At 42.3% G+C, this 12,292-nt stretch carries 9 protein-coding genes; 2 read left to right on the plus strand and 7 right to left on the minus strand.

Annotation, left to right across the window (positions count from 1 at the left end):
- Positions 1-157 precede the first annotated feature (157 nt).
- The 4 genes from pstB to FB6_RS04190 form a co-directional block, all read right to left on the minus strand.
- On the minus strand, positions 158-1,084 hold the full coding sequence (gene pstB / locus FB6_RS04175; RefSeq protein WP_217427322.1) for a phosphate ABC transporter ATP-binding protein PstB: 927 nt from the start codon (positions 1,082-1,084) through the stop codon (positions 158-160).
- Positions 1,085-1,096: 12 nt separating this feature from the next.
- Positions 1,097-2,488: a phosphate ABC transporter permease PstA gene (gene pstA / locus FB6_RS04180; RefSeq protein WP_174558791.1), complete on the minus strand. Its 1,392-nt coding sequence runs from the start codon at positions 2,486-2,488 to the stop codon at positions 1,097-1,099.
- Positions 2,485-3,864: a phosphate ABC transporter permease subunit PstC gene (gene pstC, locus FB6_RS04185; RefSeq protein ID WP_174558792.1), complete on the minus strand. Its 1,380-nt coding sequence runs from the start codon at positions 3,862-3,864 to the stop codon at positions 2,485-2,487. The genes pstA and pstC overlap by 4 nt, the downstream gene beginning before the upstream one ends.
- 99 nt (positions 3,865-3,963) lie before the next feature.
- Complete coding sequence (locus FB6_RS04190; protein WP_174558793.1) at positions 3,964-4,989, minus strand: substrate-binding domain-containing protein; 1,026 nt, start codon at positions 4,987-4,989, stop codon at positions 3,964-3,966.
- Between the two features lie 476 nt (positions 4,990-5,465).
- On the opposite strand from FB6_RS04190, the gene FB6_RS04195 reads away from it, so the two are divergent.
- Positions 5,466-6,518 carry a Rieske 2Fe-2S domain-containing protein gene (locus tag FB6_RS04195; protein WP_174558794.1) on the plus strand — a complete coding sequence of 351 codons (1,053 nt, stop codon included), beginning with the start codon at positions 5,466-5,468 and terminating at the stop codon, positions 6,516-6,518.
- 79 nt (positions 6,519-6,597) lie between these two features.
- On the opposite strand, the gene FB6_RS04200 is transcribed toward FB6_RS04195, so the two are convergent.
- From FB6_RS04200 to FB6_RS04210, 3 genes are all read right to left on the minus strand, one after another.
- Positions 6,598-7,968: an MFS transporter gene (locus FB6_RS04200; RefSeq protein WP_174558795.1), complete on the minus strand. Its 1,371-nt coding sequence runs from the start codon at positions 7,966-7,968 to the stop codon at positions 6,598-6,600.
- A gap of 163 nt (positions 7,969-8,131) precedes the next feature.
- Complete coding sequence (locus FB6_RS04205; RefSeq protein WP_174558796.1) at positions 8,132-9,664, minus strand: pyridoxal phosphate-dependent decarboxylase family protein; 1,533 nt, start codon at positions 9,662-9,664, stop codon at positions 8,132-8,134.
- Positions 9,665-9,667: 3 nt separating this feature from the next.
- The gene (locus FB6_RS04210; protein WP_174558797.1) at positions 9,668-11,041 is read right to left on the minus strand and encodes a diaminobutyrate--2-oxoglutarate transaminase; all 1,374 of its coding nucleotides are present in this window, start codon (positions 11,039-11,041) and stop codon (positions 9,668-9,670) included.
- Positions 11,042-11,517: 476 nt separating this feature from the next.
- Between FB6_RS04210 and FB6_RS04215 the strand changes: the two genes are divergently transcribed.
- Positions 11,518-12,222: an SIMPL domain-containing protein gene (locus tag FB6_RS04215; RefSeq protein WP_174558798.1), complete on the plus strand. Its 705-nt coding sequence runs from the start codon at positions 11,518-11,520 to the stop codon at positions 12,220-12,222.
- The last annotated feature ends 70 nt before the right edge of the window (positions 12,223-12,292 follow it).

Below are 12,292 nucleotides of genomic sequence, written 5' to 3' on the forward strand. Positions count from 1 at the left end.
TTGATGAAATACGGTATTCTGATGTGACAAAACCTGAGTCCTTATAGTTAAAGTGTTTGGTCGCACTTATATTTTAACTACTTTAGACTCAGGTTTTTTATTTAAAGCAAACTATGGGACAGCAGTGGCCTTACGGCTCTTTTTTAGAAAATATCTATTAACCGAAACGACCAGTAATGTAAGCTTCAGTCAATTGATGATCTGGTTGAGTAAAGACTTTTTCAGTTGAGTTGACTTCAATCAAATCACCCAAATGGAAGTAAGCAGTACGGTCAGATACACGTGCTGCCTGTTGCATCGAGTGCGTTACAATCGCAATGGTATATTGAGTTGAAAGCTCAGAAATCAGTTCTTCAATTTTTGCCGTTGCAATCGGATCCAGCGCTGAACATGGCTCATCCATCAGAATCACTTCAGGACTCACTGCAATGGTACGTGCGATACATAAACGTTGCTGCTGACCACCAGACAGACCTGTACCCGGCTGATTTAAACGGTCTTTCACTTCATCCCAAAGACCTGCCTTATGCAAGCTATTTTCTACAATTTCTTCAAGGTCGTATTTATCACGCGCCAAACCGTGCAGTTTAGGGCCATAAGCCACGTTGTCAAAAATTGATTTTGGGAATGGGTTCGGTTTTTGGAAGACCATGCCGACTTGCGCACGTAGCAAAACCACGTCCAGATTCGGGTCATAGATATCCTGATTATCCAGCATCACTTTACCGGTCACACGACATGAATCAATGGTGTCATTCATACGGTTTAAAGTACGCAGAAAAGTTGACTTACCACAGCCCGATGGGCCAATAAAGGCTATCACTTCATTTTCATAGATATTGATATCAATACCTTTAATGGCTTCTGCTTCACCATAGTAAACATGTACATCTGAAGTACTAATTTTCACATTCGATGTTTCATTTTCTTTTTTCGTTGAAGTATGAGTATCGAATTGAGAAACAAAAGATGTACTTGGATGTTTTTTATCGACTTCAGGAGATGTAAATTGTTTCTGTTCTGGATTCACGGATTCATCCTGCTCTAATGAATTTGCATTTGAAATATCTGTTACAGTATTCATATCTTGTCCTCTTTACCAGCGCACTTCAAATTTCTTACGTAACCAAATAGCAAGGCTGTTTAAGCCTACCATTAACGCCAGTAAGACAATAATTGCAGCTGCTGTACGCCCTTCAAAGAAGTTACGTAATTCGTTGCCTTGCCATAAGAAAATCTGTACTGGTAAGGCAGTAGATTGATCGAGTGGTGTTGCTGGTACACTTGCCACAAAAGCACTCATACCAATCAAAAGTAACGGTGCTGTTTCACCTAATGCCTGTGCTACACCAATAATGGCACCAGTTAAAATTCCTGGAAGAGCCAGTGGCAATACATGATGAAATACCGTTTGTACACGGGAAGCGCCCAGACCTAATGCCGCTTGACGAATAGAAGGAGGAACTGCTTTTAGTGATGCACGGGTAGTAATAATCACGGTTGGCAATGTCATTAAGCTCAGCACCAGACCACCAACTAAAGGTGCAGAAAGCGGTAAATGCATCCAGCCAATGAAAATGGCAGCACCAAGCAAACCAAAGACAATCGAAGGAACCGCTGCCAGGTTATTAATATTGACTTCAACGATATCTGTCATGAAGTTCTTAGGTGCAAATTCTTCAAGATAAATGGCAGATGCCACACCAATCGGAATCGAGATAAAAATTACGATTAGCATCATGAACAATGAGCCCATGAATGCACCAGCAAGACCAGAAGTTGCAGGAGAACTGCGCGAGTCTGGATTGGTAAAGATATTGGTATTGAAAGTATTTTCAATCACGCCTTTAGCTTTTAGCTGATCGGCAAGTTGACGAATTTCAGGGCTAAGCTGTTGCTGATCATCAGGTAAACTGCGATCAATATTACCTGCAAGCCATACGTCGACATTGGCATCGGCTAAAATTTTAATGTCTTCTTTTTTACCAATCAGTGTTGGGTCAGCCATTACCATATCACGTATGCGATAGGCTTCTGAACTGGTGTATAAACTGGATAAATCATCGCGTTTTGATGCAATGGAAGGATCTTTTGCAATCATGCCATTGGCGATCAGTGCATCCCAATCCACCATGCCCATTTCGGTTTGCCAAGCAATGGTACGCTCTTCAAACTGTGCTGGAGATTCACCCTCTTTTTGGGTCGGTTTGGCACCCACCTGAATGATGGCAGGATCAAAGTAAACAGGTACAGTAATACTGCTTTGCCAAAATGCAGGTAAGCCTTTCGCCAAAATACTTCCGAATAAAAGCACCACAAAGAACAAACCTGTTACGACTGCAGAAAAGCCAAAAATACGGAATGTCTTTTCTTTACGATGGCGTTTCGCTAAAGAACTGGCAATTTTTTGTTTACGTTTTTCGCGTAGTTCAGCTGCAGCTTGTGGGTCAAAGTTTTGACCCATAGAAGATGTATTTGATGTACTCATTCGTATTGCTCGCGATATTTACGCACGATATACAGTGCAACAATGTTTAAACCCAAAGTAATCACAAACAGCGTTAAACCTAATGCGAATGCAACCAAAGCTTGTGGGCTGGCAAAGTCAGTATCACCGGTTAACTGGTTCACAATGGTAATGGTGACTGTAGATACGGCTTCTAGCGGATTGACATGCAGTAATGGACTGTTCCCTGCTGCTAATACCACAATCATGGTTTCACCAATGGCACGTGATGCAGCAAGTAAAAATGCCCCGATAATGCCTGGCAGTGCTGCCGGTATTACGACCTGACGAATGGTTTCCGATTTGGTTGCTCCCAAACCTAAAGAACCGTCGCGTAGTGCGCGTGGAACCTGGGTAATAATGTCATCCGACAGTGAGGACACGAACGGGATAATCATGATGCCCATGACAAAACCGGCCGTTAAGGCACTGGTGGCATTAATGTTCAGTCCAATGCTTTCACCCAGCATTTTGAAGAATGGGCCAATCACCATCAGTGCAAACACACCATACACAATAGTTGGAATGCCGGCTAACACTTCAATGGCAGGCTTTGCCCAGGCACGGAAACTTGAAGGCGCATATTCAGCCAGATAGATGGCAATCATCAGTCCAACCGGAACCGCAACCAGTAAAGCGATCCCGCTGACCATCAGCGTTCCCCAGATTAATGGCACCAGGCCATAACTGCCTTCTGCATTTCCAGACGTGCTGAATCCAGGATTCCATTCTGTACCAAAGAAGAAATCGAATGGGCTGACAAAATGGAAGAAGCGCATAGCTTCGCTAAACATTGAAAGCACAATGCCGATGGTGGTTAAGATGGCCACACCGGAACATAGAGCCAAGCTCCAGTTAATGATTTTTTCAACCTGGTTACGGGCACGATATTGCTGAGCAACCCGCTTTTTAGCCATTACCAGACCGGCCAAGGCAGCACAGATCACCAAAGCCAGTTTGGCAAAGGAGCTGATGGTTTCAATTTTTGCAAGTTGCTGTGCGGCTGCTATTTCATAAGCTGCGGCTTGATCACTCACGCCAAAACCTGAAGCAATTGCTTGGACACGGTCAATGAGCACTTCAATGCCTGCACGATCCAGTGTCGCTGCAATATTTGCAGGCACATTATTGAGCACCACATGGCGCAAAATATTCGGTTCGACAATATTCCAAACCAGTAAAATTAAAAAAGCAGGGATACCGCACCACAATGCAACCAATGCGCCATAATATCCAGGGCGTGAGTGCAACTTTGCAGTATTATTTCCCTTACCTGCTAGGTTACGGCTTTTGGAAAGCCCGATTTGATAGGCGATGGCAATCAATGCCAATAACACACCCATAAGTAGCAGATTCATGTATTCTCCAGCATTTTTCAATTTTCATGCTTTGAAAAACTTGTCTATACAAAAAAGCCGAAGGTAGAAATCATTCTACCGTCAGCTCATTCATCCTTATTACTTTACCGCTTTACCGGCTTTCAAATTTGCAAGAACTTTGGCACGTTCTTTATCAGACATTGAAATCAGGCCAGCTTTTTCAAGTTTAGAACCTTTACCTGAAACTTTCTTGTTCAGGAAGTATTCTGAATACTGTTGTAAGCCTTTGATTGATTTAAGATGCTCACCTTTCACGTAGAAGAACAATGGACGTGATACAGGGTAAGAACCGTTCAGAATAGTTTTCTCTGAAGGCGTTACATTGTTCACGGTTGCCACACGTAGTTTGTCACGGTTTTGATCATAGAAACCTAGACCAAACACACCTACTGCACTTGGAGAAGTTTTCAAACGTGCCAGAGTTTCAGTATAGTCACCTGAAATTTCAATAACCTTGCCGTCTTTACGGAAATTTGCACATGCTTTTTTCTGTGCATCTTTATCTAAGTTTTTGAAGTATTCGTAAGATTCACAACCTGCTTCAACCATTTTTTCCTGGAACACTTCACGTGTACCGTGGTTAGAAGCCGGAATCACCAAAGTAATCGGTTCATTTGGAAGTGATTTGTCAATTTGGTTCCAGCGTGTATACGGGTTTGGAACCAATTTACCTTGTGAAGGTAACTCTGCAGCCAGTGCAGCAAATACATGTTGTGGGCGTAGCTTATAAGCAGCTTTCTTTGAATTAGACGCAAATACAATACCGTCATAACCTACTTTAACTTCAATGACTTGGTTCACACCAGCTTTTTTACAAGCAGCCAATTCAGTATCTTTGATTTTACGAGAAGCGTTTGCGATGTCGATGGTATTATCACCTACACCCTGACAGAATTGTTTTAAACCGCCAGATGTACCACCCGAACCGACAACCGGTGCTTTAAATTGAGGGAAAGTATTACCAAATTCTTCTGCTACAATACTTGCGTATGGCAAAACAGTCGAAGAACCAGCAATCTGGATGGTGTCACGAGCTGCATTTGCTGTTGTTGCTACAGCTGCCCCTGAAACTGCTAAAGCAAGTGCGATGTGATTTAAGCGCATTCTTTTCTCTCTTCAATAGATGCAATTTGGAGTACGCTACTTTTTTATAAAGTTTTGTACTTATTTCGATAATTGCATTTTGATTTTAGAATATGACAAGCAAGTTACAGCATTGTGACGCTTTTATGATATTTCATTTTCCTTGTAAATTTTATAAATTTTCTTTTTAAATTCAAACATTAAATTAATTTTAACACTATAATAAAATGATTATTTTTATCTACAAATTTGTAAAATTTCTTAGTCCTGTCATTTTTCACAACTTATTTCGACTCGTTTTTAAAAATTTTTAGCCTAATACAACCAACAAAAGGCAAGATCTTTTCCACTTGATAGATGGATTTTAAATTGCTCCAAGACAAATGCCTTAAATTTTAGGCGTTCTAATTTTTGCAATTGTATGTCCAAATCTTTGAAATTTCTTAGAACAAGACTTTGTCATATATTCAAAAATAAATGATGACAGTGATATGACCATGAACAGTAAAACAATTCCAAGTTTTGATCCTGATTTACCCGTGCATATGACCTTTGAACTGCATGATTGGCATCTGTTGGCTCAGTACTGGTATCCGATTGCCTTGGCACGTGATATCTCTGATCAGCCGCTGGGGACCATGCTCCTTGATATGCCTTTGGTCATTTATAAAATGCAGGATGAGCTGATTGTTGCCAAAGATGCCTGCCCGCACCGCGGCGTACCATTAAGTTTGGGTAAAAATGACGGACAAGGCGTAGTCTGCCGTTATCATGGCTTACGTTTTGGAGAAAAGGGACACTGCAATCGCATACCTGCCCATCCTGAACATAAAATTTCACCACGTTTTAATTTGCGTACTTATGCTGCTGTCGAACGCTATGGCTTGATCTGGTGCAGCCTGACTGCACATCCAGATGCTGAACCGAACATTCCTCACATGCCGAATTGGGATAATACAGACTTTCAACAATTGGTCTGCCCATCGGTAGATTTTAAGTGTTTTGCTGGCCGTCAGCTGGAGGGCTTTATTGATGTGGCGCATTTTGCCTGGGTGCACCCGGACACCTTTGGTGATCCCGAAAATGCCGAAGTCCCTGACTACAAAACCATAGAAACCGAAACAGGCTTTCATGCAGATTACTGGAGTAGTGTGGGTCGTTACCCGATAGGCCTCGAACAACGCGGTCAAGAAGGTTTCCAATGGCTACGTCATTTTGAAATTCATTTACCTTTTACCGCCACCCTCACCATTCATTTCCCAAATGAAAGCCAACAAGTGATTATGAATGCCGCTTCACCAATGACAGCCCGCCAGACCCGACTGTTCGCGCCAATTTGCCGGAATTATGACAAAGACTTGCCGGTTGAAGATGCCTATGCGTTTAACTTAAAGATTTTTGAAGAAGACCGTGTAGTGTCCGAATCGCAAAAACCAGAATACCTACCTCTGGATTTAAGCATTGAAGCGCATTTTCCGGCGGATCGTAGTTCCAGTATGTATCGCAAGTTATTGCGTAAGAAAGGATTTAGCCCTTTATTTGCCGCTTAAAACAAATCGCCTATTATGATAAATGAGGTCTGCGATGACCTCATTCACTTAAATTTCATCTTTTAATTTTATGGCTTTTCTAGTGGGAGATTTCTACAAAATCAGCTTCATCCTTCCGAATGGGCGTTTGATATTTGATGAAGAAAACACAGCATAATGCAATGATTAGCGGAACACCTAGCGCGTAAAAATACCCCGTCACGCCGTAGTCAGCTAAAATAATCCCGCCAATTGCTGAACCAATAATTGCACCCATTCGTCCCATGCCAATGGCCCACCCCGTTGCCGTTGCTCGAACTTTTGTAGGATATGCAGCGACCACCAAATAATTGAGTGCCAGTTGCTGGCCTCCAATCCCAAAGCCGGCCAATGCAATCAGGGCAAAAATATAACCCCATTGCTGAGTTTCGATGAGTAATCCCAGTCCTACAACCACAGCTAATCCTGTGCATAACATAAAAGTTAAGATCTTGGCGGTATTTAATTTAGGTAACCAAAACGCTAACGGTATAGCAAAAACAATAAAGGCGGCATTCACGGTAACAGAAGCATAAGGCGCTTGCTCTGGTGCCAGGCCTGCCTGTTTTAAAATGGTAGGTAGCCATGACAACAACATGAACCAGGCAATCCAGTTAAAGAAATATGTGCCCCACACCCCAGCTGTGGTACGTGCTAATCCATTCTGAAACAAGATACTTAATTTTGCCTTGTTTTGATTTGGGGTATTCGCTGTAATCAGCTGTTCTTGGGTAAATGAAACAGTGTTAGCTGAAATTTTATTCAGAATTCTTTGTATGGCGGCAATATTCGAGGCACTCTTTTGTTGTGCCATATATTCTAAAGATTCAGGGAGAACAACATAAAGCACAACCAGTAAAACAAGCGGGAGTACTCCACCAATAATATATATGCCCTGCCAGCCAACCATAGGTAACAATTTTGCCGCCAGAAGCCCACCAAACATGGCTCCTGCAGGTAAAGCCAATAAAACACCTGTAGTGACTGCGCCTTTAAAGCGTTGTGGTGAATATTCAGCAGCAAGTGCCAACAATACCGGGGTTGCACCGCCCATTCCTAAACCCGCGATCACTCTTAATATAAAGATTTGTTCAATATTACTCACAAAAGCGGTGAGAAGTGTCGCACTAGAAAAAATAGCTGTACAAAATAGCAATGTTTTTCTGCGCCCCAATTTATCGCCCAGCAAGCCTAAAAGCATAGCACCAACGGTCATTCCAACAATTCCAGCAGTCAGAATGGGTGCTAATGCCCCGGGTTGTAAATTAAAATGCTCTAACAAAGCCGGCCCTGTAAACGCGATCGCCTGGGTATCAAAACCATCAAATAACGCAATGGTGAAACAGAGTAAAATGACCATCCATTGATAAGGTGATATTTTCTGATCGATCACCTCTTTGATTAATGACTTTTTTTGTTGAACCTGCTCCATGGCACACCTCTTTCTTTCCTTATCGTGCTTACTTTAGAAACTGACGACAAAAAGATCAAAGACCAAAAAGGTATGTTTTTATGCATTAAGTAGAGTTTTCTACACTGTTTTTGCTACAAAAAAAGGAGACCCATTGGCCTCCTCTTTTCTCACAGACAATCAATTAATCAATTGCAGGTGTATATGTACCATCCGCGATTGGGCCTTTAATACGATCAGCTTCTGCAAGCACAAGGCCAAGCAGGTTCTTCACGTTGTCTAAGGTCGCAACAGGACTCAAAGTGGTCATTTTCAAAGATTGAACCTGACCTACTTTTGTTACACCAATATTCGCTTCACCACGGGCAAACAATTCATCTGCCACGTTCTGGTTCAGTGTATCCAGTAATTCTGCCGGATAACCTGCTGGAACGACACGGAACAACACAGAAGCAAATTGTGGTTCAACCAGAAGCTCTAATCCATCCGTCGCCTTGATGTAATCAGCTACTTCACGTGTCAACTTCACACCATTGTCGATCATTGAACCGTAAAGCTCTTCGCCCAATGCTTCAACTGTCATCCACAATTTCAACGCGTCAAAACGGCGAGTTGTTTGTAATGACTTAGATACTAAGTTAGGTACGCCATGCTCTTCATCATAAGCAGAGTTTAAGTACTCAGCTTCATAATGCATGAAACGATAGTTCGCTTCGTCTTTCAGCAAGAACGCGCCACATGAAATCGTTTGGAAGTAATGCTTATGGAAATCAAGCGTTACTGAGTCAGATAGCTCAATACCATCTAACATTGAACGATAGTCATTTGACAGAATCAGTGCACCACCCCATGCTGCGTCGATATGCATCCACGCGCCATATTTGTTGGTGATTTCACGGATTTCTTTGAGTGGATCAATTGCGCCTGCATCGGTTGTACCCGCAGTCGCTACCACACATGCCACGATCTTGCCTTCAGCTTGAAGGTGTGCCATGGTTTTCTCAAGTGCGCCCATGTCCATGCGTGCATTTGCATCTACAGGAACAGTCACGACAGATTGGAAACCCATGCCCATCATCGCCATGTTCTTTTGCACAGAGAAATGCGCATTTTCAGAACAGATGACTTTGACATTACGCATTGCATCACCTGGAATACCATCGCGCTGAACAGACCACGGATTACCGTTTTCGTCTTTCCAGTTTTTCGAGATGCAAGCATCACGCGCAAGCAAAACGCCCATCAAGTTGGACTGGGTACCACCCGAAGTGAATACACCGGCCTGACCTGAGCCATAACCCACTTTTTGGCGCAGCCAGTCAATTAACTGCACTTCCATCAAAGAACCGGCCGGGCTTTGATCCCATGAGTCCATAGACTGGTTAGTAGCGTTAATCAGCACTTCAGCAATTTGGCTCGCCACCATGGTTGGGCAGTGCAAATGTGCCAACGAGTGCGGATGGTGAACTTTTAAACTCTTGTTTAAGAAAAGCTCAACCATACGCTCAAGCGATTTGTGTAGACCCATGCCTTCTTTTGAAGGATGAAATGCAATTGCACTGCGTAGCTCTTTAATGCTACCGCCAGTGTACATTTTGTCGTTTTGCAACCATGCAGAAACGGCTTTTACCGCTTCGTCCATTGCTGACTGATAGTCAGCAATAGAATCTGCATCATTGCAGAATAACGCTTTACGATGTTCTGCAAAATCTACCATGCTTTATGCACCTCGAACCGCAACAAGCGCTTCAGCAATCGCTTTCTTAAAGCGAGCAATCACTTCTACACATTCGTCTTGAGTAATAATCAGCGGGCAAAGTAAACGGATTACAGTACCGTTACGACCACCTTTCTCAAGCAATAACTTGTTGTCGAAGCATGCCGCTTGAATTGCAGCAGCCAATTGAGAATCTCCAGGGTAAGCGCCCATGTGATCCGCTTTTTGGCGTTCATCTACAATTTCAACACCAATCATCAAACCACGACCACGTACGTTACCGATACATGGGAATTCTACCGCTAATTTTTTCAATTCAGCTTGTAGGAAATCACCACGCTCTTGCGCATTTTGTGCAAGATTTTGTTCTTTAATGGTTTTGATTGTTGCAAGACCTGTACCCATAGCAAGCTGGTTACCACGGAAAGTACCGGTGTGACCTGCAGGCTGCCAAGCATCAAATTTACGTTTAATACCCAGTACTGCAAGCGGCAAGCTACCACCGACAGCTTTAGACATTACCACTACGTCAGGTTCAATACCTGCGTGTTCGAATGCAAACATTTTACCTGAACGCGCAAAGCCTGCTTGAACTTCGTCAAGAATCAACACGATGTTGTGCTTTTCAGTCACTTCGCGGATTTTCTTTAACCATTTAACAGGTGCAGTCACCACACCACCTTCACCTTGGATTGCTTCCAAGATAACTGCTGCAGGCTTAGTTACACCGCTTTCTACGTCTTCAATAAAGTTTTCGAAATAATACGTTAATGCGTCTACACCCGCTTCACCACCAATGCCTAATGGGCAACGGTATTCATGCGGATATGGCATAAATTGAACACCTGGCATTAAGCCATTCACAGCGTTTTTAGCAGACAAGTTACCTGTCATGGCCAAAGAACCGTGAGTCATACCGTGATAGCCACCTGAGAAGCTAATCACTGAACTACGACCAGTATAAGTTTTTGCAAGTTTAATTGCTGCTTCTGTACCATCTGCACCAGACGGACCACAGAACTGTAGGCAGTACTCAGCCTTACCACCTGGTAATTGCTCAAGTAATGCTTCAGTGAAAGCATCTTTTAAAGGTGTTGTTAAATCCAAAGTATGCAAAGGTAAACCGCTTGCAAGTGTGTCTTGGATACTTTGAATGACCGCAGGATGATTATGGCCTAATGCCAATGTTCCTGCCCCAGCTAAACAATCGAGGTACTCTGTACCTTCAACATCAGTAACCCAGCAACCTAAGGCTTTTGCTATCGCTAACGGCAATTTACGTGGATAGCTACGAACATTGGATTCCATCTGGCTTTGGCGAGTCAAATAGTATTCGTTAGTAGACTTAGTGGCAGAGTTTACAGAAGAAACGCTCATATCGAATTACCATCTCTGATATGGGTTGAAAGAAATAAGTCGGGTGACTTGTGGTCCTTTGACTCGGTGCTTTATAGAATCTAGTTAGACAGTTTTCTATTCAATTAACTAGGAAGCCGGATAATACAGAATTTTTCTGAAAAATAAACATTTTTTGCAATTTATCCGACCTAATTTTATCGAAAAAAATATATCTTGTTAACCAATAGAATGAATTATCATCTTACATTGTGACAGACTAAAGAAAACCTTATTTTTTATAATTTTTTTATGCAATAGATAGGATAAACGTAATCACCTCAATCAAGTTAAGCTAAGCTTATAATTTTTCAATATTTTCTTTGCAAGCCCTTTAGGGGCTGTTCACATAATTTCTTTACAATCTTGACACAAAGTCTGCAAAAATTGCGCACAAAGTAGCGCTACTATGCAACTTAAGGACTGAACTTTTCTTTACAAAAAAACAGGTAAAAATAATGCGATATTTAGCCCTCTCCTCTCTCCTTCTTGGCACAGCGTTGACCACAACTGCATTTGCTCAACAAACCGAACAGCTGAATTATAATTTGGTCAATGTTCAAGCTGAAGCGACTCGTCAGGTTTCTAACGATGAAATGCATGCGGTTTTATATATTGAAAAAAGCAACAAACATCCTGCGGAACTTGCAACACAAATCACGCAATTAATGAACCAAGCTATTGCCGCTTCTAAAAAATACCCGCAAGTCAAAGTGGAAACCGGTTCGCAAACCACTTATCCGATTTATGACAATGACAGCCGTAAACTGAAAGAATGGCGAGGGCGTGCTGAAATCCGCATAGAAAGTACTGACTTTAAAGCTGCCAGCCAATTGGTAAGTGAATTACAGCAAAACTTCCAGACCCAGTCGATCGACTTTAATGTTTCAGACGCACAGCGTAAAAAAGTTGAAAATGAATTGATTGTTGAAGCCTCTAAAAATTTCCAGCAACGTGCACAGCTGTTAAGTCAGGCTTGGAATAAATCAGGCTATAACTTGGTAAACCTGAATTTGAATACCAGTAGCCAGTATCCACAGCCTATTATGATGCGTGCCAATATGGCCAAATTTGCTGGCGCTGAAGCGGCAGATGCTCAAAATGTGGCAGCAGGAGAATCGAAAATTACTGTCAATGCCAATGGTACAGTACAGTTTAAGTAACTCATTGAATGACTACTCCCATTAAAACCGTGTTGCTATACACGGTTTTTTTGATGTCTAACAGCTTTAA

The organism is Acinetobacter bouvetii, from assembly GCF_902753875.1.
In the GTDB taxonomy this organism is placed as follows: Bacteria; Pseudomonadota; Gammaproteobacteria; order Pseudomonadales; family Moraxellaceae; genus Acinetobacter; species Acinetobacter bouvetii_A.

What these genes read in the sequence shown, in the direction of transcription:
- FB6_RS04205 (WP_174558796.1), bottom strand. Translation starts at nt 9,664, where the DNA reads ATGGTAGATTTTGCAGAACATCGTAAAGCGTTATTCTGCAATGATGCA.
- FB6_RS04190 (WP_174558793.1), bottom strand. Translation starts at nt 4,989, where the DNA reads ATGCGCTTAAATCACATCGCACTTGCTTTAGCAGTTTCAGGGGCAGCT.
- FB6_RS04195 (WP_174558794.1), top strand. Translation starts at nt 5,466, where the DNA reads ATGAACAGTAAAACAATTCCAAGTTTTGATCCTGATTTACCCGTGCAT.
- pstA (WP_174558791.1), bottom strand. Translation starts at nt 2,488, where the DNA reads ATGAGTACATCAAATACATCTTCTATGGGTCAAAACTTTGACCCACAA.
- pstB (WP_217427322.1), bottom strand. Translation starts at nt 1,084, where the DNA reads ATGAATACTGTAACAGATATTTCAAATGCAAATTCATTAGAGCAGGAT.
- FB6_RS04215 (WP_174558798.1), top strand. Translation starts at nt 11,518, where the DNA reads ATGCGATATTTAGCCCTCTCCTCTCTCCTTCTTGGCACAGCGTTGACC.
- FB6_RS04200 (WP_174558795.1), bottom strand. Translation starts at nt 7,968, where the DNA reads ATGGAGCAGGTTCAACAAAAAAAGTCATTAATCAAAGAGGTGATCGAT.
- pstC (WP_174558792.1), bottom strand. Translation starts at nt 3,864, where the DNA reads ATGAATCTGCTACTTATGGGTGTGTTATTGGCATTGATTGCCATCGCC.
- FB6_RS04210 (WP_174558797.1), bottom strand. Translation starts at nt 11,041, where the DNA reads ATGAGCGTTTCTTCTGTAAACTCTGCCACTAAGTCTACTAACGAATAC.